At 56.5% G+C, this 19,059-nt stretch carries 26 protein-coding genes; 4 read left to right on the top strand and 22 right to left on the bottom strand.

Going from position 1 to position 19,059, the window contains the following annotated elements; translation table 11 throughout:
- The first annotated feature begins 67 nt into the window (after positions 1-67).
- Positions 68-250, top strand: coding sequence for a hypothetical protein (locus ACIP1G_RS16340; protein ID WP_181131325.1), 183 nt, complete (start codon positions 68-70; stop codon positions 248-250).
- 261 nt (positions 251-511) lie between these two features.
- Here ACIP1G_RS16340 and ACIP1G_RS16335 read toward each other — a convergent pair whose 3' ends face one another.
- The 3 genes from ACIP1G_RS16335 to ACIP1G_RS16325 all read right to left on the bottom strand — a co-directional run bounded on the left by ACIP1G_RS16335 (position 512) and on the right by ACIP1G_RS16325 (position 2,088).
- Positions 512-1,030, bottom strand: coding sequence for a hypothetical protein (locus ACIP1G_RS16335; RefSeq protein WP_181131324.1), 519 nt, complete (start codon positions 1,028-1,030; stop codon positions 512-514).
- Between the two features lie 139 nt (positions 1,031-1,169).
- Positions 1,170-1,544 (bottom strand): hypothetical protein, encoded by a 375-nt coding sequence (locus ACIP1G_RS16330; protein WP_181131323.1) that lies wholly within the window; start codon positions 1,542-1,544, stop codon positions 1,170-1,172.
- Positions 1,545-1,839: 295 nt separating this feature from the next.
- On the bottom strand, positions 1,840-2,088 hold the full coding sequence (locus ACIP1G_RS16325; protein ID WP_177335362.1) for a hypothetical protein: 249 nt from the start codon (positions 2,086-2,088) through the stop codon (positions 1,840-1,842).
- A gap of 180 nt (positions 2,089-2,268) precedes the next feature.
- Here ACIP1G_RS16325 and ACIP1G_RS16320 point away from each other — a divergent pair, with 180 nt between their 5' ends.
- Positions 2,269-2,670: a hypothetical protein gene (locus ACIP1G_RS16320; protein WP_060514669.1), complete on the top strand. Its 402-nt coding sequence runs from the start codon at positions 2,269-2,271 to the stop codon at positions 2,668-2,670.
- 140 nt (positions 2,671-2,810) lie between these two features.
- Here ACIP1G_RS16320 and ACIP1G_RS16315 read toward each other — a convergent pair whose 3' ends face one another.
- Together ACIP1G_RS16315 and ACIP1G_RS16310 are read right to left on the bottom strand one after the other, a co-directional pair.
- Positions 2,811-3,578 carry a hypothetical protein gene (locus ACIP1G_RS16315; protein ID WP_181131321.1) on the bottom strand — a complete coding sequence of 256 codons (768 nt, stop codon included), beginning with the start codon at positions 3,576-3,578 and terminating at the stop codon, positions 2,811-2,813.
- A 118-nt stretch (positions 3,579-3,696) separates the two neighbouring features.
- A complete protein-coding gene (locus tag ACIP1G_RS16310; RefSeq protein WP_181131320.1) occupies positions 3,697-3,912 on the bottom strand; it encodes a hypothetical protein in 216 nt (71 codons plus the stop codon).
- A gap of 519 nt (positions 3,913-4,431) precedes the next feature.
- Between ACIP1G_RS16310 and ACIP1G_RS16305 the strand changes: the two genes are divergently transcribed.
- Both ACIP1G_RS16305 and ACIP1G_RS16300 read left to right on the top strand, forming a co-directional pair.
- On the top strand, positions 4,432-5,451 hold the full coding sequence (locus ACIP1G_RS16305) for a hypothetical protein (RefSeq protein WP_181131319.1): 1,020 nt from the start codon (positions 4,432-4,434) through the stop codon (positions 5,449-5,451).
- Positions 5,448-6,206, top strand: a complete 759-nt coding sequence (locus tag ACIP1G_RS16300) for a hypothetical protein (protein WP_308813334.1) — start codon at positions 5,448-5,450, stop codon at positions 6,204-6,206. The genes ACIP1G_RS16305 and ACIP1G_RS16300 overlap by 4 nt, the downstream gene beginning before the upstream one ends.
- A 211-nt stretch (positions 6,207-6,417) precedes the next feature.
- Here the strand turns inward: ACIP1G_RS16300 and ACIP1G_RS16295 are convergent, their stop codons facing one another.
- The 17 genes from ACIP1G_RS16295 to ACIP1G_RS16215 form a co-directional block, all read right to left on the bottom strand.
- Complete coding sequence (locus tag ACIP1G_RS16295) at positions 6,418-6,957, bottom strand: hypothetical protein (RefSeq protein ID WP_181131317.1); 540 nt, start codon at positions 6,955-6,957, stop codon at positions 6,418-6,420.
- Between the two features lie 276 nt (positions 6,958-7,233).
- Positions 7,234-8,082: a hypothetical protein gene (locus tag ACIP1G_RS16290; protein WP_181131316.1), complete on the bottom strand. Its 849-nt coding sequence runs from the start codon at positions 8,080-8,082 to the stop codon at positions 7,234-7,236.
- Between the two features lie 499 nt (positions 8,083-8,581).
- Positions 8,582-9,385, bottom strand: coding sequence for a hypothetical protein (locus tag ACIP1G_RS16285; RefSeq protein ID WP_258197974.1), 804 nt, complete (start codon positions 9,383-9,385; stop codon positions 8,582-8,584).
- Positions 9,386-9,717: 332 nt separating this feature from the next.
- A complete protein-coding gene (locus ACIP1G_RS16280; protein ID WP_258197973.1) occupies positions 9,718-10,278 on the bottom strand; it encodes a hypothetical protein in 561 nt (186 codons plus the stop codon).
- A gap of 85 nt (positions 10,279-10,363) precedes the next feature.
- Positions 10,364-10,528: a hypothetical protein gene (locus tag ACIP1G_RS16275; protein ID WP_155741805.1), complete on the bottom strand. Its 165-nt coding sequence runs from the start codon at positions 10,526-10,528 to the stop codon at positions 10,364-10,366.
- A 454-nt stretch (positions 10,529-10,982) separates the two neighbouring features.
- Positions 10,983-11,504: a DapH/DapD/GlmU-related protein gene (locus tag ACIP1G_RS16270; RefSeq protein ID WP_256213739.1), complete on the bottom strand. Its 522-nt coding sequence runs from the start codon at positions 11,502-11,504 to the stop codon at positions 10,983-10,985.
- 115 nt (positions 11,505-11,619) lie between these two features.
- On the bottom strand, positions 11,620-11,865 hold the full coding sequence (locus ACIP1G_RS16265; RefSeq protein ID WP_060514661.1) for a hypothetical protein: 246 nt from the start codon (positions 11,863-11,865) through the stop codon (positions 11,620-11,622).
- A 57-nt stretch (positions 11,866-11,922) separates the two neighbouring features.
- Positions 11,923-12,156, bottom strand: a complete 234-nt coding sequence (locus ACIP1G_RS16260) for a hypothetical protein (RefSeq protein ID WP_060514660.1) — start codon at positions 12,154-12,156, stop codon at positions 11,923-11,925.
- Positions 12,157-12,303: 147 nt separating this feature from the next.
- The gene (locus ACIP1G_RS16255; RefSeq protein ID WP_181131315.1) at positions 12,304-12,744 is read right to left on the bottom strand and encodes a hypothetical protein; all 441 of its coding nucleotides are present in this window, start codon (positions 12,742-12,744) and stop codon (positions 12,304-12,306) included.
- Positions 12,741-13,385, bottom strand: a complete 645-nt coding sequence (locus ACIP1G_RS16250) for a hypothetical protein (RefSeq protein WP_181131314.1) — start codon at positions 13,383-13,385, stop codon at positions 12,741-12,743. Before ACIP1G_RS16250 ends, ACIP1G_RS16255 begins: the two co-directional genes overlap by 4 nt.
- Entirely contained in the window at positions 13,372-13,878 is a 507-nt protein-coding gene (locus tag ACIP1G_RS16245) for a hypothetical protein (RefSeq protein ID WP_181131313.1), read from the bottom strand. Before ACIP1G_RS16245 ends, ACIP1G_RS16250 begins: the two co-directional genes overlap by 14 nt.
- 156 nt (positions 13,879-14,034) lie before the next feature.
- Positions 14,035-14,292 carry a hypothetical protein gene (locus ACIP1G_RS16240; RefSeq protein WP_060514654.1) on the bottom strand — a complete coding sequence of 86 codons (258 nt, stop codon included), beginning with the start codon at positions 14,290-14,292 and terminating at the stop codon, positions 14,035-14,037.
- A gap of 132 nt (positions 14,293-14,424) precedes the next feature.
- Positions 14,425-14,766 (bottom strand): hypothetical protein, encoded by a 342-nt coding sequence (locus ACIP1G_RS16235; protein ID WP_060514653.1) that lies wholly within the window; start codon positions 14,764-14,766, stop codon positions 14,425-14,427.
- 185 nt (positions 14,767-14,951) lie between these two features.
- Positions 14,952-16,499, bottom strand: a complete 1,548-nt coding sequence (locus ACIP1G_RS16230; RefSeq protein ID WP_181131312.1) for a DNA cytosine methyltransferase — start codon at positions 16,497-16,499, stop codon at positions 14,952-14,954.
- Positions 16,500-16,775: 276 nt separating this feature from the next.
- Complete coding sequence (locus ACIP1G_RS16225) at positions 16,776-17,093, bottom strand: hypothetical protein (protein ID WP_181131311.1); 318 nt, start codon at positions 17,091-17,093, stop codon at positions 16,776-16,778.
- 191 nt (positions 17,094-17,284) lie between these two features.
- Positions 17,285-17,503, bottom strand: a complete 219-nt coding sequence (locus ACIP1G_RS16220; protein WP_060514650.1) for a hypothetical protein — start codon at positions 17,501-17,503, stop codon at positions 17,285-17,287.
- Between the two features lie 254 nt (positions 17,504-17,757).
- A complete protein-coding gene (locus ACIP1G_RS16215) occupies positions 17,758-18,648 on the bottom strand; it encodes a hypothetical protein (protein ID WP_181131310.1) in 891 nt (296 codons plus the stop codon).
- Positions 18,649-19,059 lie beyond the last annotated feature (411 nt).

The raw sequence follows: 19,059 nt of genomic DNA, 5'->3' as shown, positions 1-19,059 counted from the left end.
ACCACGCGCTGGGTGGCCGGCCGGATCAGAACGTAACTTCGATCATGGTTGCCCGGCCGGAGCGGGTTTGAAAGTCGCAAAGGCCCAGCTGCACGAGCCGCGGCTGCCGATGAGCGATGCAAGTAGCGACTTGGGCGCGAAATGCCGCCAACTCAAGCGGGAGCACTGCTCGACCAGTAGCGGCCTGGATCTTATCGCGGAATTCCTGCAACGCCGCCTCCAGGCAAGCATCATTGCCGGCCTGGCCTGAAGTTTCGGCACTCGGTGTTGGGATCGACATTCAAACTCTCCAGGATGGGGCCATGACAACGCCTGAGCTGACATGCACAGTCGCGGATAACGGCCGAAAGGCCGTAACACGTAACTATAATCCTGAAAGATTTACTGAATGTCAAACGACATGGAGGGTCAGTGGGGCGAAGTGTAAAGCACTGAATATCCTATGATTTCAGCGAAACCATGAGACCTTCATGACTGCCGAAAATACAGAACAAGGGAGGGTCAATAGCTCTTACGCCAATTCGCCATCGAGCTCTTTTGCATGGCTGCCCAGCAGCTCCTGGATGTCCGCAGTTATGCCGGTCTCGGTCTCGAAGGTAGCCGCGGGCACGACCCAACTGTACTGGGGCCCTGCCAGCAGCCGTGCTGTCTCTTTGTTCGACAGGGTTGATCGCCAGCGCAAGATCAAGTACTCCTCGACTTCCTTTCTCCCAAACGGGATTGCGCAGAAGGACAGCTCGTAGTTGCTCGAATATGTGCTGACCAAGCCCTTTTTGTCGCTGGCGCAAAGGCCAAACAAAGCGCAGGTTTTTTTGGCGAATGAATGATTTTTAAAATTCGTTAGGTCTCTCATCCTGGCGCGAAGTGCCGAACTCTCACCCACGTACACTGGGGTTTTTCCCTTCCAAATCACGTAGACCCCTGCGTCACGTGTGATGTCCTTTTTCCAGCTGGTGTCGCCAGCCAGTACACGCCGAGGTGCAGCGATGATCGCAGCCTCGTAGTGACGGAGTAACTTCTGGGTATTCAAGTGTCTCAGCTCCTGGTGCCGCTCTCTTGGGGGCCCAGCATCCTCAGCCGGCAACCCCGCCGAATACTGACTGAAAAGGGCGCGAGATTCACTACCGATTCGGCCCCCTCCCCGCCCATCGAGCGCTCAGGCCCCGAGGTCAGCTCATTTTAATTTCGTTCCGACTACGACTTCTCTTTTGACGCCACTTTCGGAGCACAGAAAATACATCACAAACCATCCCATGCCAGATCAAACACATGACTGTCAGCACGAAATAGTCCGACGGTCCCTCTAAGACCGCCAAACTTTGTGGGTAGAACGACTCAGCCGAATTGAAAATCTTGCCAATACCTGAAACCAGTAGCAAAAGCACTACTAACACTGCTGCGGAGCGTAATAGGCTCAAAATAGTTAGCAAAACAAACATCGTCAGCGCTTTGAGCGTGACGATAGTGAAGAAGCGGGGACGCTCACAGACACCGAGCCAGTTTGTCTTCCACCCAGGTGCATCATTTTTGAGTTTTCTTTTCATATTGACTCATCCTTCGCTTGGGAGGGTCCCGCATCTGCGCGACCAGCGTCACAGCATTCCTGGCCATCTACGCCTGAGGCTGCTGCCCGCTTTTTCTTGAATCCAAACCCATGCCCTGTAGCTAGGTGTACAAACGGCAGTGCTGCCCAGTACCCAACCACAAACGATGCAGCCTTTGCGGTGAGGCCGGGCAACGTATATGCGAACGAGCTCGCTGTAAAAGCTGCGATGCAGACGGTGCCAACTACATAGTTGCGACGAATCTGATTTGTGGTGGGCTGCCGGCAGGGCGTAATCATGGTGCCGCCCCCTCGAACGCTGCAGACTGACGATCAACTAGCGCGCAGCGCTCCTTGACCCTGTCCAGATCCCTAACCCGGATTTCCTGCGCGCTTCGGTTGGCATTCACCAGCAGCCGAGTCGCGCATTTTGAATCCATGGTCACCGCCTGAATTTCTTCAGGCGTCGCAGAGGAGTATCCAGTTCTCAGGTTGCTCAAACCAAGGCCTTTGTAGGCCATCGGCCCACCAACCAGGGCGAGCAACGCTACTCCCCAGTAAATCGTTCGTTTTCGAATCCTATTTTCTGTAGTCGCCACGGATCACCCCACATGGATTTCTGTCCGGAGAGAAAATACCACATAACGCGTACAGATAAGACACCAGTATTGATATGATCCTGCGTCCTGGCCGCTAGGCCTTAGACAAAAGGACACCAAAGAGAAATGAAATGGGACGACATGAACAAGCGGCAACAGTGGTGGATTACCGGCTTTGTGGCTTTTAAGCTCTGGAACCAGTGGCACCTCGTGATGATTTGCGCATTGGCAACGATAGCTGCGTTCTACTACCCAATGGTTCAAATCCGGGAGATGTACGGGAACATCGCGTCAGCAATTTTTTACGCCGCAGCCTATTTTCTCTGCGCCAAGCACATCGGCTTTTGGATCATCAACCCCATTTGCGGACTGATCAGCCTCAAGGCCGTAAAGCGAGCGTACGGCCCCCTCACCCGCCGCAATGTTCGGGACTGGGTCGTAGACTGGTGCTACCAGCCGGCCGGGTTCGCTGAAGGTTCACCACTGGACATTGCACAGCTCGCCCGTGCAAACGGAGAAGGCAAGTAAACACGGATCGGTTTACCCGCTCGGTCTCGACTCCCAGACTAATCGAGACCGAGCTTTATGAAGCTCATCACTATTCAAGCGGCTGCCACACATTCTCGCAGGCGCCCCGGCTCGCCCACTCTGCAACCAAGGGACGTCGGTCAATCATCGTCCTTGGCAAGGCCATATTCGCTATGCGCAGGGCCGGGACCCCCGCTAATGTCGTACAGCTCCTCTACCGTGAAGATTTGGCCCTTATCCCCGAACAGCTCATCATCACGATTGCGCGTAACTGCTGCGCCCGTCTGCGATTTGGAGCACCACACCGCAATATCACGGATGAAAAAACCCGCAGAGATAACGCCGAAGATCAGGAATGTGAACAGGACGCCCTTCGTCACGAGCACCAGTGCTCCTACGGCCAGGAACGCCAGCAGCCCTTTCGGAACAGTGTGATCAGGATCTCGGAGATGGCTCAGGCTGCAGCCAAAAGACAACATCACGAGTGCCCCGGCGAGAGCCACGCCGATTTCCGCTTCTGCACTCCTGTCGATAGTCCCCCAGACACCCGCTCCTACGGCCCCTGCAATTGCGGCCAGATGGCGCACCAGCGCCAGCGGAGTGCGACGAATCCTATCCTCAATAGCCCAAAGAGCGCGTGTTGGCGCCATCATCTGCGGTGCCCGGACCATACCGGCAAGTCTATCCACTGCGGCCACCATCTTGCGGACTGTCGTCTGACTCACCACCGGCATGGCAGCGAGATCCTGGATCAGCTGCACGCAACGTTTGAACTCTGGCCCTGCCCGTTTAACCGAGCCTGGGTTGAAGTCGGCGAGGTCGATGCTGCCGGCGTACAAACCAAGGTAAACAGCGATTAAGGCCTCGGCTCGTGCCACCTGTTGTGCAACAATTTTATTCAGATCCATCGCTCGTCCACTCGATTGCCCGCGCTGCCTACACGCTACAGCAGCATCTGAATTTGCAACCTCAACAACCAGAGAGCCCAGCTCGATGGCTGCGCTTGGAAGCACCTGGTGATTGCTCCTATTTCAAGACCCTGTTCAGACCGTCACGCAAACACCGGGCTTGATCTTCATAGCGATCGGAACGGGTCAGAACCTGCCCGCTCGCAAGGGTGGTTTGCCATACGCAGTCCCCTGAGTCGACCTCGTCCACCAGCAGCTCAAGCATCTGGCCGCTGTCGATCTGCACACTGTAAACCAGCTCGAAACCCTCTAATCCTTCATGCACGATGCCCATTGGTCGCTCACTCCATAGTTTCGGCAACGCTGCCTTGACGCTTAGTTCGCGTTCTCACTTGATCAAGGATCTCAGCAGCTGCAAGCTCTTTTGCAGCTTTTTTTCCGCCGGCGACTGTTTTGGCCATGAACTCATCCCCCCCAAACGCGATACACTCACATCGTAACCAGGGAGAAGATATGTAGCCTAATATGTCAATCAATCATGACTTATTATAGTTAATTCGTTTCATGCCGTTTTCGCAAATCTCTTTCGAGATCTATATCAGCTCACACTGCATGAGTAACTGGTTGCTATCCGGCGTGCCGGCGATTGTCATGCGTGGTCGCTAGGAGGTACTGCTCCAGTCGCACACTCTACACTGTGCAGTGCACAGTGTAGAGTGTGACGAATAGAAGCCACTACCGAGGGGCACGACTTGGCTGCAAGCCCCGTAATCACTGGCCTGTTAACCTCATTTTTGACTTGTAAACCACTGTGGTTTACAGTGAAAAAAAGTAGTTAACAAGAGGCCAGAGCATGCCGAATTTACACGAAGAAGCTAAGGCCTACATTGAGTCCATTTTAGGTGTGGCAGCGCAGATGACACCGGTGCCACTCCGGGTCCCGTACACCATCCGAGACAGCTACAAGACCTACGAGCTGAGCATCCCAATGGGGAACAGTTCGCCGCTCAACATGATGCTGCTGGTTTCCCGTGATGATGTTGCGTACCCAGGCATCGTGAAGCTACAGAAGCACATCGAGCTGGTGCGCAACGTCACCAACCAGGTAGTGGTGTACGTCTGCTGGTCCTTGTCGATTCCAGACCGCCGCAGCCTGATCATGCACCAGGTCAATTTTATCCAGCCCAGCTTCCAGATGTTCATACCGGAGTTGGCGCTGGACCTGCGTGAAAGCTTCCGTCAGCGGCGAGAGCAGAGCGAGTTAGCCGCCCTCCTCCCCGCGGCCCAAGCCATGCTTCTCTCGTGCCTCTATGCCGGGATAGCCGACGAAGCCTACTTCACCACGAACGCTCTCCTCGGCGATCTCGGCTACAGCCGCGTGACCCTCTCGAAGGCAGTGGATCAACTGACATCGCTGGGCGTAATTACACCGGCTAAAAGCGACCTTCCCTGGAAGACCTACGCTTTCAACGGATCGCCTGCAGAGGTGTTCGAAAAGGCCAAGCAACACCTACGGTCCCCCGTCAAAAAAAGAATAGGTATTACCCGCAATTCGTTCCCCATGATGCCTGGCGTGTTCATCGCTGGAGAGACTGCCCTAGCCAAGTACACGATGCTGGCGGAGCCAAAGCAGGCCGTATGGGGCATGACCAAGTATGTGTTCAAGAACATGCTGGCGAACCATGCGTTCGAGGTGATCGAGGCAGTGGACGCGATCGAAGAGTGGGTGGAGATCTGGGCGTATCCGTCGCTCACAGAAAGAGAATACATAGCAGATGCAGCGTCGCTGTTTCTGAGCCTGGAAGACAACGCAGACGAACGTATCCAGATTGCACTGGATGAACTTAAGGAGCAGGTCAATTGGTTAGCGTGAAGGGTTTAGATTTGTTCGCAAAGCACTTTCGCGATTTCCGCGATAGCTACGTCCTGATCGGTGGCGTTGCCTCTGCTCTGGCGATGGAAGATGCGGGAGAGAGCTTCAGGGCCACGAAAGACCTAGACATCGTGCTCGTGATTGAGGCTCTGGACTCCTCTTTTGTAAACAGGTTCTGGGAGTTCATAAAAGCCGGAGGCTATGAGATCAAACAAAGAGGCGGTGACAGGCCCGTATTCTACAGATTCCAGAATCCCTCCGATGAAACCTTTCCGGTCATGATCGAACTCTTTTCTCGTGCACCTGAAGGCCTGGAGCATGTAGAAAACGCAACACTGACCCCAATCCCCACCGATGAATCGGTTTCGAGCTTGAGCGCAATCCTGCTCGATGACGACTATTACGGGCTGTTGCGATCCGGCCGCCATCAGCGCGAGGAGCTGACCTACATCAGTGCTGATCGTCTCATCCCCTTCAAAGCTAAGGCCTGGCTCGACTTGTCTCAGCGCAAGGCGAACGGAGAAGCGGTCGACTCACGAAATGTCAGGAAGCATCGGAACGATGTCTTGGCCCTCGCGGGCCTGCTGACTGGAGAGGTGATCGAGTTGCCCGAAAGCATTGCCGCGGACATGGGGAGGTTCCTTGAGCGCCTGGCGGTCGAAGAGATCGACTTCAAAGCGCTAAAGATTCGAGGTGACCTCAAGACCATCATCGGTCGTATAGCAGAATCCTTCGGCCTTAAGCCGACCTTATAATCCAGCTAATTCCGCGAAGCCTTTTTCAGCGCCCGGCCCCAGTTCGGGCGCTGCGAATGCGACGACCGCGTTGATGAACTCCGTCCACTGATCAGGTGTGAAGCGCATCGGTTATGCAAGGCCGACGATGGGCTCCGCAAGGTATTGAGTCCAAGGTGGACCTGGCGGTTGAGAGGTGCATGCACTTGAATGAGGATTCAGCAGTAACCACTCACGGTTTAATGTTCTTGCGTGGGACCGCGGGTGTACGCAGAGCCGGATTCATTGTGTTTTGAATGGCGCACTGGAAAATAAAGAACCACAGGAACCCGGATACAAACACACAAGCTGCTATGAAGGCTAGCTCGGCGTCCAGTATGCCGGTGATGTTATATTGCTTTAGCACTATGGATCCCAGGACAATCCCGGTGCAGTACAGAGCGCCTGTAACCTGGTTCCCCAAGAAGCCAAGAATTCCGCTGAATGCATTATTTGCACTTAGCAACACTGCCTTTAGAATTGTCCAGGCAAGAAGAGGAAGGACAACTTTTACCATGATTAAAAATAGTGTAGCTGAAGCAAATAACTTCAACGGCCTTTCTGCCCACGGCTTGATAGTGCCGTCGTCGGCAACACCAAAAAACAAGATTATATTCAGACCAATTGCAAAGAGGCAGCAAACACCTAGGCGCATCATTTCGCGCTTCAGAGGGGCCATCATTATCACCGCGTGGATTTTTTTTGCGATGCGTCGGTTTAGTGACTTGATCATTGGTATTAGGCTTCCTTTGCTCTCGTAGCTATTAATGATTTTTTGAAAATTTTCGCTCTGCCAAAGTTAATTCGGCTTATCACTTTGGTCGCACTGGGCGACACCGGTCCCAAGCCGATCAGTTTTGTATCTCTGAGTATGACTTTCCCAGATTTCCTGTGAAAAGGTCTCCTTCGCTACAAAAAAAATCAGGGATTCTGGCCTATCACCTATGTTGTGAACCGACAGGAGACATATTGTCCTCCCCGTGCACTCCCGCTTGCTGCAGGCTCCTGGCTACATACCTTGCGTGTGTCCGAATGCGAGGAAGCGTTGGCGGGCCTCTTGCGACGAATCTTCAAGGTGCCACATAGAGCTTTGCGAAACGATATAGGCCGAAGTTTCCTCCTCCCATAGCACGGCAAAGGCGGTGGTCGAAATGAGTAAGCCGTCGCATTTACCGTCCATGACAGCGTTCTGCAGGGCGCTCCTATGACGCTCAATAAAGTCCAAATTGAACATGCCGAGGACAGCCTTAGCATGAGCTTTTGTAGGTACGCTAAGCACTTTCCCTACAGGTACCAGCTCGTCCAGATTGAGAGCAATGACCCCGCCATTATTGAACGGTGCCAGTTGCTTAGCAGCATGGCTTACACGCTTTCGGACCCCATTCTCTGACCAGATCTTTTTGCACGCTATCGGGTAGTCACCCATGCCGAAGTCAACCTGAATGTCTGGTTCTGCAGCCCTCGCCGTGAACCCGCGTTTTTTCAAGTCGGAGAGCAGAACAAGCTCCCAGAGAGCGTCCTTCCCTTGGTGGGAATCACTTCGATCGTCAGGCTGCATTACACCGCCGGCCATTCGATTTAGAGCCTCTTGAATTCCTTGTTCATCTGGCAGATTAGTGACTGCATCAGCAAGTCGATTTACGTACGCCGCTTCCCATACGACCCGGTCGTCCGGTTTTACCTGGTCAGCCCACGCCCGACTCAGCCTGTCCGCCTGGCTGAGCAACTGCGAAAGCGCACTGCCAGACCTCAACTTGACACTTCGCTGTTCCAATACTTCTCGCACTCGCTGAGCCTTTGCAGCAATTTCTTCATAGGTGTCTGTCCAAGCCTTACTCACAACATCGACGCTCTTCACTGCTCGAAGCTCCTTTGCAAATGGCTGGTGCCGCTATCACCAGAGAGAGAATGGCCCCTCACCCTGCAGCACTGTGCCAGAGAGCTCGCCAGCTCGCACGCTCCGCAGGCATTGGTGGCTCTATTCTCCTTGCTAGGTGCCCAGGATGGATGTGGAGAAACGGAGAACGATTCGCAGATAAAGAAGCCAGCAATGTTCATTTCACCAGGTGTTGATCTTGGTTTGCTGACCCGGCCGATACGCATCACTGATTTCATCTGCATGATTGCACGAAAGGGTTCGAAACCCTGCGTGGTCCAGGTCGACCGTCAAGCTGCTCTCTGTGAAAGTCTTCTCTACGTACTTCTGCGCCCAAGCCCGACGCTGCTCCGGCGTCCTGGTGGCACACGGCCGCTCGTGGCGGCTTAGCCAGGCCTTACATAGCCGCTGCATATCGCGATTGTGCTCTGTGACCAGTCGATACTTAGCGCCACAGTGCGAGCACTGAGCGGTGCCAGTGTTATGTGCCATAAGTCAGTTCCGAGGGGCCGTGTTGCTGATGATACGGATCCTGACGCAGGATCTCTCGTACCGCACGGGTCCGCGAGGTTTCAAATGGGTTATCCGGCGGCGCTTGCCGCAAGTCCTTAGCAGCGACGCTGATTTGCTTGATGCGCGACCTAAGCCAGTTTGCATCTGCGGTGTAAATGGCATTGGGATTGTTGATCAGCAGGGCACGCAGTTTATCGCCCAACTCGGCGTTGATCACTACTCGCCCCAGCAAGTGGAAGTCGTGATGGTGCAGGGTTGCACAGTCCTCAGCCCCCATTGCAGCTAGGTTGGACGGAATGCCCGCGCAGAATTGGTCGGTCTGAAAAATCCGCTTGGCATGCGCCAGCATCACGCCGGCGGACAGCTCCCCACGCTGCAGGGGAATGATCACACGAGCGCCGGCCGTGATCCACGTGCGAACGCGCTCGGCGTGCACAGCCCACAAGTCGAGGGTTGCCGACTGATCGCCGATGACGTCCGGCGCCACGATGCTCAAAGCCCAGGGGTAGTCTGTCCGCGCCAGTACACATTCGTAGGCGAAAAACACTTTCTCCCAGCTCACGAGCTCGCCCTTCTGGAATGCAGAAAAGGCTCCCGAGTCGATGAACACGGAGCCGCCTGCATCCAAATGTCGAGGAAGCGTCCGAATGAGTTTAAGGGTGTCCAGCAGTGTGGCAACAACACCTACTGGGACACCCTCATCAACGGCGGCCCGCAGGTCCTGAGAGCTGGACATCCCCGAGTAATAAGCAACGTTCCAGGTCAACGGCATGATCTTCCACCCCTGATGCGCACACGAAATCCGCGCCGCTTCCACGCCATCGACCCAGCTCGATGGCTGGGGATGCGTGGTTCAGGATCTGACCTAGATTCGCTTCGCTGATTGGAAGTAGACGTTGAAGACCTTGGATGACGCCTCGCTGATGGCGTAGTTGTAGCTGGGTGCGATCACTCGACGATAACCACCTGGCCGGCGTTATCGTGGTAGGTAACCCGCCAATTAGGCTGCTGGTCCATGTTGAGTCCTCTGCGTGCGCTGGCGCTGTTTATCTGACCTCTACCCACGCCCTGGCGGTGTTTCACGCCCGGGCGCAGAGAGGAACATCACTGAACAGAGAGAGCGGCCATGGCATCGAGCAACGCGCTTTTAACCTCGTCGGTGTCACCCTCCACCGATACGAAGGCGACGCTGTCCAGCTTCGCATATGCCTGGTGCATGGCTGCCAGCGCTTTGGGAGCGGATGTCACGGCGCGTGTGCAGGTATCGGCAAGGAGACGCTCCTGGTCAGGGTCGGCAGCCCGCACTGTAAGGTGCACGATGTAGTCTTCGTCGGCCCGGTCCATGCTCGGTACTTCGGCATGACTGTAGAGCTTGGAATCGCTGACATTTGCACGCTCGGCCGCCGGGAAATTGATCTGCAGCGCTTTCGGGCCCATGCCAGCTGCCAACGCGCTGGCCTGAAGCTGTTCCGCCAGCATCAGGCCTTCCCATGCCCCCCGCACCCACTCAACCGCGTAGCGGCCATTACGGTTGCGCTCGATCAGCATGTAGAAGGTGTTGTCATTGCCCGAGTAGCCAAAACGCTCGACGGCGATTGTCTTGATGCCCTGCTCAAATCCTGCACGCTTGTGCTCAAGCGTCTCCCGCGGATATACCTGATCCATCTCTATCACCTGTCCTATCTGGTTGGGGCCGCGAAGCTCGCGCCTAGACTGACGTTCGCCCGCACGATGCGGGCCTAGAGCACCTTTACGCACCCTTCACTTCCGCGTAATTCCACTCCACGTGCTCGAAGGCAGCCTGCTTAGCTTCGTATTCGATTTCGGCCTGGGTGGCGTTGTCTTCGACCTCGAACTCGAACTCCACTTCGGAGCCCTGAACGTCGGTCTTGATGGAACCTTTGTAGGTACGCATTGATTTGTCCTGGTAGATGACTACAGGCCAAAAGATTAAACCATAAGACAACCTTAAATAAAGGTAATGTTGTCTTATACGCTAACTTTATCAACGATTGAGCGTGCATTCTGAACCCTGGCAACCAAGGCAGTACAGGTGTAAGACACATCGCTATTTGAGAACTACATCGTTAAATGAGAAATCACCATCAATGGATGAGAAAGACGCCCCGCTCGCTGGCGAGCCCGAACGCGCATGGCTCAGCATTCACGTCAACCAGGGCGATTTCTCAATTACCGATGGAGAAGCCTGGGTTTTTCTCAACGATCGATGTTTTATACAACAGGGAGCACCGCACATGGCAAGGATTGAGCTTGGGCGATCGAGGGACATCGGCAGACCGCCATTTCGATCTGCCTGCGTGATCATAGGGAAGAACTCGTCATACCGGCATGAGGAACGGTCTTATGCCTCAAGCTTCATGTGGAACAACGAGCCATTTCTTGAACCGTGCCGGCGCCCCAGCATAGAGCGCGTTTGGCGGAACATCCTCGGTCACCACACTGTTGGCGGCTACCACGCTGTTGTGTCCGATGCTGACACCTGGAAGCACCACACTCCCGGCCCCGATCCAAGCATTGTCGCTTACTGTGATCGGTGCGGTGTAGTCGTTGCTCTTACGACGCTCTGGATGAACATCGTGACTGGTGGTGCACAAGCGCACCTGTGGACCGAGCATGGCGTGCCGGCCGATGCGAATGGGTGCCTCGTCCAGGAACACGCAGCCGCTGTTGATGAAGGCGCCCTCCCCCAGTTCCAGATTGCCCCGTTCGAAGTAGAACGGCGGACGAATGACCACCTTGCCTTCGGTTCGGATGCCCACCTTCGACATGAGGCGGTTGGACACCTTCTTGCCGAGATCGTGAGTGTCGAGGAGTCGGATGTACTGACGCGGAGTCAACGAACGTTTGAGTTTGGCGATGAGTAGGAGCACGCGAAGGATCCGAGGTCCGAAAATGATGTAGGAGCACAAAGTATCGGCAGGGATGCCCATGACTGAAGCTGCAGGTGAAGGTTGGGCACGTTGAGACTTGTGACGTCGTTCGAGGCTATTCCCCTTCGCCCTCATCCACCTCTCCGCCAATGGCGCCAAGGGTACGCAATGTGTCCAGGCGGAACCGATGGCCGCATTCGATGCACTTGACCAGGCTTCGGCTCACGATGATTCCGCTGTCGATAGACACGGGGGGCTCGCCCCATCCGGCGCCCATGATGTGCTTTTCAACCAGGTCGAACTGGTATCCCTCGTGGCCACCGCATTTTGGGCAACCTCGCTCGGTGTCGTACTGCGCCATATGTGGCGTCCTCGAACTGGTGAAGTGGTGATGCATGTTTCAGAGTGAGAGAGGTATTCAATCCAGGCCACGTAGACTGGCGAGCCCATAGTCATCGCGCAGGATCCGCAACTCTTCCTTGTCCATCTCATCCAGGGCAGAGCAGTTTGCATCGTCTAAGCCCTGCCGCTTCAGCAACGCAGCAGCATCGCCTCTGTCGTAGATGTAACGCGAGAGATCGGCAGCAGCGAGGAGAATACCGGTCTGCAGCTGAGTTGGTTTATTACGGGGTTTGCGGGGAGTCGGGGCCATGTGTAGGCTCTCCATCTTGATGAGCGGGCCTGGGTGCTAGGCACATGTGCCTAGCATGCGGCGAGTGCGGCGGTAGGCACATGTGCCTATTTACAGATGCATTGCTGGCGCCAGCTCGAACCAACAGTGCTGGCCAGCGCCCCATGATCAGCCGGTCAGTACATGGCCGATCAGCCCCCCAAATGCACCTGCCACCACGGTAAGCACCACCACAAGCGGAACGCCAAGTATGCGTACGCTCATCACTTCTCTTAATCCCATTTTGGTTGGCGCTGGTACTTTGGTGCGGTAAATGCTGCAATCGATCATGTCCAGGCGATCCACGACATTCAGGTTACAAGAGACCCGAGCAAAGCGCGGATCGTCGCCACATACATGCTTGAGTAGCTCCAGGACAGATGGAGTGACCGCGAAAGCGGCATTGGCGGCAGCGCCAAGCTCAAGGATAGAGACGACGGCACAGAGCCCTTCAAACAGGCCTCGGACATCATCGACAGACGTTAGGGTCAACGGACCCTCATAGCCTGGACCACCGGGGAACGGCGTAGACCCGACAACGAGATTTTCTGCAGGTGTGATCTGTTTCATGCCTTCGCCAGGGCCTCCACCAACAGCGATTCGAATTCGTCCACGGCCAGCGCTTCCCAGCGGTCATCCACCAGCTGCTCGTGGTACCACTTGAGTCCGGAGTAAGTAACACGCACGCACACACCGCCCAGCATCACGAGCGGCTGCTGGCGCACTGACGCAGGCAGGAAGAAGGCTGGGAGGTCGGCCACGGAAGCGCTGATCGCCAGGTTCTCCATCGCCTCACGCAAGGCAACGGCGCTGATCTTCTTGGCCTGCACCTTGGCGGCCAGGGCAGTGCGCAGGGTCTCGACAGCAGCGCAGGAGCCGCGATCATCCCCATTGCAGCGCGCAACAAAGTCGTCAAGCCACAGCAGCGACTCTTCAACCTCGCCAGCACTGGCGGCCGTTGGGATGGCATCGCTGCCCTGGTGCTGAGCAGCCAGCTCCTGTCCTTGTTCTGTGAGCCATACAGCTACCTGGTCGGCGCTCATGATGGCCAGGGTTTCCGAGCACTGATCACAGCCCAAAATCAGCTGGCAACGAATGTCGCTCGTGCGCAGACGGCCGTGCTGTGCATCGCTGATGTTCTTGTTGTGCGTCTGCCAAGTCAGGGACTTGCTACCGCACTCGCGGCATTCGGTGATCTTAGTGATGCTCATGCTTTGCCTCCTGCAGGCGTGCGGCCTCTGGCGGCAACTGCGCCAGCAGGTCATTGATGATTGTCTTTCTATGGGCTCGGCCCAGCTCGGAGACTGGGCATAGCGTGCGGTGATGCGCACGTAGGCGACCTACACGTCCGAAACGGGGGCGCGATGCCGCCGCTAGGCAGTCCTTCCAAAGATCTGGATCTGCGTACATGAAGTATCCAGGCTTGGCCGGGTTGGCCACACAACGTCCACCCTTTTGCCGGTACGATTGGTACGCCCGGGCAAAGCGAGACTTTTGCACCTCATCCAGCCGACGCATTTCCGCCTTGATCTCAAGGTCGAGCGTGAACCCCTTTACCGGCGCCATGGCGCAGGTAGTGCCGAAGTGGCGAATCTCGTTGGTCTCGCAGTCCTCAATCCAAACCACGCGCTTGAGACCCTGCTTGCCGCAACATTCACAGTGAGATTTGTCGTCGTTGATTCCGAGGAATTTGAAGCGGCTCATGGCCAGCGGGTCCGTTGAATGACTGAGCCACAACATTAAACTATAGGACAATCTAAATCAACAAAGATTGAACTATGCGACAACTATTTTCGGGAAATTTCGTATTCGCCTGCGACCAGAGGAAGTCAAGACAGTGGGCAACTCGGCCCCCTCAGCTCATCCCCCCGATTTACCCGCTGTGCTAAGCACTTGGCCGACTGCCAACATTGCAGCTGACCTAACTTCGGTCGGTGCCATGCCGTTTACACGGAGAAAAGTCATCAGCGCTTCCAGCGCCTCTGCACCGCCTGCGATGCCAAGCGCTCTTGCTGCAGCAATGCGGGTAGCGGGATCGCTTCGACCACTCTGCAAATGGTCGGCAAGGTGTTCGAGCGCGGAGTGGGCTTTATCAGCTGGGATGTTCAAGGTTGCCATTAGGGATTCCTATTTTACCTCGTGGACGAAGTGCTTCCGTCGCGACGCCTTCGGCCAAGCATGTGAGACGGCTCATGCGTGCACCGATCAGTGAGAAGCCCTGAACGCTGTCCAGGGCTTCAAGCGCCTGCCTTACTGGTTAAACGCCTGGTCAAGCACTGGCCGCGACTCGATGATCGCGGTGCCCAGTTCGTCGACGGTCGTAGCGCTGGTCAGTCGGTCCTGGACTGCAGACAGATCGGTCAGCAGTTCATCGTTACCACCTTCCTTGTAGAGCGTGTGCTGCAAGCCTTCGAAGGTACGCTTTACCTCGCGGTGCGTGTCCTGGAAGTTGTGTTCACTATTGGAGAGGGTTGCCTGAGACCAGCTGGTGAGCGGGTTGTGGCGAGCCTCCACCTTGCCGGCACCGAACATGCGGTCATAGGAACCCTGCACGAAGCCTTCAATCAGAAGGCCGTTGTTTCTGTCATCCATTTTCTACATCTCATCGTGATGACGTGATCTTCACGTCGTGGTGAAGATGCCAGGCGAACCCAGCATCGTTTTTGCCAATCAGTGGCAGCACTGTATCGGCGGTCTCGAAAGTGTCTACAGCCAAGTGTGCACCGCTCCGCTGGCGCCTAACCCGCGGATTAGCCGGTGCCGTGGGCCGATCATGATCATTGTGTCGCCAGCTGAGATACGCTCAGGCCTACCGCGACTGGCCGGACCCAGATGGGCATGCTGCTCAGCATGAAAGTCTCGCCTTGGGCGGCCAGCAGCAAAGTGGTGCCCATAACATGGCCGATCGCTTCAGCTGCCTTCGGGGGAACTGCGTTGCCAATCCGTTCGCGCCAGGCCTGATCGCTCAACCCGTCCAATTCCAGTTGCTCCTCTGGCTCAAAAAGGCTCTGGATCGCCGCCAGCTCCAAGGTCGTGAATGGCCGGTGCCAGGTCCCGTCGAGCGACTCGATGACGCAGGTGAGCTTCTCGTCAGCGCCTGGGAGATGGGTGTCGGCAACGTCCCACCGCCCGTCGTCATGCTGACTGCCCGCGGCGCCCTGCACCGGTACCACGCCGTAGTGCCCGCCAGGCAGATAGGGTTCGCCATTTGTGCGCATCTTCGCCGCTCGGGGATCAGCGACACTGAATGTGCCTTGCCCTGGGCTCTTGACGCCAATGATGGCGCCGCTGGTGTCTTGCCACCGGCGAACACCGTACTGCTGATACTGCAGGGCGCCGGCCCGGGCACGCGGGTCTGCCACCGAGAACGCCCCGTTTGTTGGGTTCGATCGTCCAGCCACCGTGCTCATACTTTCGTTCCAGCCATGCACTCCCATGTATCCCGCCCGATACCCTGGGACGATGACCAGGTCGCGCAGATATCCATCTTGTATCGCCAGGTTATTGAGACTGCGCCAGTCTTTCCCCGCCTCGACCAATGCCAGGCGGACCCAGGTTTTCCATTGCAGAGCTGGCACCCGGTGCATTGGTCCGGCTCGCTCGATGTCGCCGGCAAGAGGCATGCGGCTGAGGATGTCGCCTACAGAGCGCAGGCTCTTTTTCTCTGGTTCGTAGAGGAATGGCGGGACCTTCTCGACATGGCGAGCCACCAACAGGAATCGCTTACGGCTTTGAGCCAAGCCGCCAATCACCCCGCAGTCATGGGTGGTTTCGGCGACAGCGTACCCATAGTGGCTTAGCAAGGCGCCAATCTGGTCCAGCAGGTGCCGGCCGCGGTTGGCCAGACGCGGGACGTTCTCGAATACCAGCATCGGCACCGGATCATCGCGCCAGGTCTCCGCCATCAGCCAGATGCAACGCAGGGTGAGCTCGTTCAAGGCCTGGTACTTGGGGGTGGCGCTCATCTTCTCGGACAACAACCCGCTGGCGCCCTTGCATGGGGAGCTGATGAAGACGGTATCGGGCCGGCGGTTCTGGGCGGCACGGCGGATGTCATCTGGCGTTGCTTCCTTCCATCCGGCTGGCGGCTCCTTGCCGTGAAACCTGATGTACTGCTCGCGAGTGAAGAGATCCAACTGCGTGCCCTCAACACCGGTCAAACGCTTGAAGTCTGCAAGGCCGGCCGGATCAACGTCGACGCCTCCCAGGCACTCCCATTCAGCCTGCATGTTGCCGACGATGGGCTTCGCCTGGTTGAAGCCTTTGGCACCACCGCCCAAGCCGCAGCAGAAGTGGAAGTGAGTGAGGATTTTTTTGATCAGCATGCAGCCGTCCTAGAAGAGTTGTGTGGCGCCCGCCAGGTGGATCGATTCCCCTGGTTTGTGTACTTACAGGACACCGAAATTAAACTATAGGACAACCTTCATCAATGATTAATTAAACTATACGACAATTTATTTTGCTGACTCCCGGCGTCGGGCGAGCCGGCCGCCCCTTCTGCTGGGCCTAAAAAACTCCGGCCAAGCATGGCCGGAGTGGGTGTAGCGTTCATGCGGCCGGGCAGCGTGCCAGGCCAGAGTGCAGAGCATTCCATCCGATACCTAAAAGGGCGGGTTCCGCAGGTAGTCGCAGTACTGCGCGTCCAGCAGTGCGAAGGGTGAAGGCTCAATCGCAACCATGGTCCATTTCCCATCGACACACCGCCCCACCTCCCCGTAATGGAGCCCGGGCAAGGAGTAGCTTCGCTCGATCGTCGCCCAGTCCTCGGGGTACTGCACTTTGAAGGCCTCCTGGAAAGACCTGTTGCCATAGCTGCCCATGCTGGTTACGACAGCAGAGAACTTCTCGTCCCGGTCGGTGATCAGCTCGATTGAGCTGGCCATCAATCTGCGTGAAGCCTGTTCGTTGGGTGTGCACATCCATGATCTCCGTTGGCTGGCTTCTGCCAGCAGCAGGATTGAATCGGTGCGAGGCCAACAGCGCTATCGCGTTCACTGGTCAACTCGTTATGGGAAACACCTGCAGATAACGAAGCCCAAACCAGCAAGGCACACTGAACAAGAGGGGGGGATCCCCAGTACCAATCAGCGACTAGCTTTACCGCTGCCCCCTATTCTTCTCGATCAAGATCAGGGGTTCTGTACGTCTTCCAATGCAGCACCGTGTATCGACCGAGTTTCACCTTCGTCTCGGTGACCACCTGGCCAAAGGCGTAGTTGCCGATCTCAGTCACCCAGACCGAGATTAGGTTCTGCCCCAGTCCAGCGCCGAAAATCCGCTGCAGCAGCGTTCGCCGGGGTGATGCTTCAGGGAGTTGGGTTGTACTCATAGAACACCTCAATTGCCGGTTGTACCGATGGCGCCGAAATGTGCCATCGCTAGTGCCTGTTGCCGAACCTTCAATCCGTGCCCGGAAACACTGGGCTGGCGCCATCCGAAATGTGCCATCGTTAGTGCCTGGTGATTCGTATGGCACATTTGGTCAAGTCAGAAGCTGGCAGGCCTGCCCAAACTGCCGCCTGCACGAAAGGAGTACATCTGTACTCCTAGCGCCAGCAGCTGACCAGTCAGGTACCTGATCGCTCAAAGGAACACCGTAGGGGCATGTTCCTTGGCCTTTCCCCTTCTCTGCCGCTGGGAGCCCTTTTTCTGTTCGGTCTTGCGGCCGTTACCAGGACTGCTCAGGTTCACGCCGTAGAGCTCGCACAAGCTCGCAAGCTGCTCGGCCGGTATCAACCGGTGCATATTGCTGAGCCGCAGCAAAATGGCCTTGGGCGTGCGCCTGTGAGCCGTGGCCAGGGCGTCGATCGCGGAACCGTCACGGTAGCCCGCAACAAGCCGCTGATCTTCCTCGTCTGTCCATTTGCTGCCCTGGGCGGTCGACTCAGCGTTCCCCCCGGTACTGCTAGGAGCAGGAGTCTGCTGCTGGAACTGCTCAGCTGCCCGGGCTGGCGCTGGCGGCGTCTGCGCAGGTACCGCAGGGAGTTCCGAATCAAGGACCGTTGAGAGCATGGACAACCACCTGGTGCGATCAGTGTCGCGTGAGTGGTGGAAACCAACGCTGCCGATCACCACCATTGGGTTCACATTCAACGCTGCTGCGATCTGCCAGGCGTGGTAGTTGTCCAAAAGGTCCTTGCCGGTACGCCAGCGGGAGAACTGAGTCTGGCTGACACCGAGAAACTCAGCGGCTGAGACGTCCCCGTGGAACCCTTTGACCACTTTGAGCTGGTCGAGCCAATTAGCGGCGGTCTTGACCAACTTCACATGCGGACTACTCGTCTGGTTCGAGAACGGCGTCGACCGCTTGGCTCGCTGGGACAACGAGGCAGCTCCGGCGGCCGCGGCCAAACGCAAGTTTGCAGTGAGCGGCACGCGCTCATCGCCGCACTCGATGCCGGCTTCGTCCAAGCCCGCAGACAGATTGATCAGGATCGCGATGGATCGATTCGTCATCTCATCTTGTTTGGCCATGCCCCCTCCCCTGGATCCGCTGAGGATCGCTTCATGAGACCCTGGGATACCGAGGGCCGTCCTTCGAACTCACATGATAATGGCAATTGGATTCCGAACACGTATCTATACTTGGCAAGATGGTGATCAGCGTGGCCCTGGTTTTAGACATTAAAAACTGTCGCAGGCTATTCAAAGCTGTCGCGGGAGACCTTGGTCACGACGTGCGCAACCCGTAGCTGATCAGCGGTTAAGCTCGCGGCCGGCGTAACTCCCTATGGCCACCGGCGCGATGGCCACGTCTCACGGAAAGACACCAGGTGCCAGGCCCCCCCACGCGCAGCTCTGCGACAGTTTTAATTCTCTGATGATGAGCGTCGAAAGTGTTCCTGCTCTTACTGCCTAAGCCCTGCAGGTGCTTAGCTTGGTACT

Origin of the sequence: Pseudomonas sp. NPDC089392 (assembly GCF_044749595.1) — a bacterium.
Classification (GTDB): domain Bacteria; phylum Pseudomonadota; class Gammaproteobacteria; order Pseudomonadales; family Pseudomonadaceae; genus Aquipseudomonas.
This window is presented reverse-complemented; position numbering and strand designations above follow the sequence as displayed.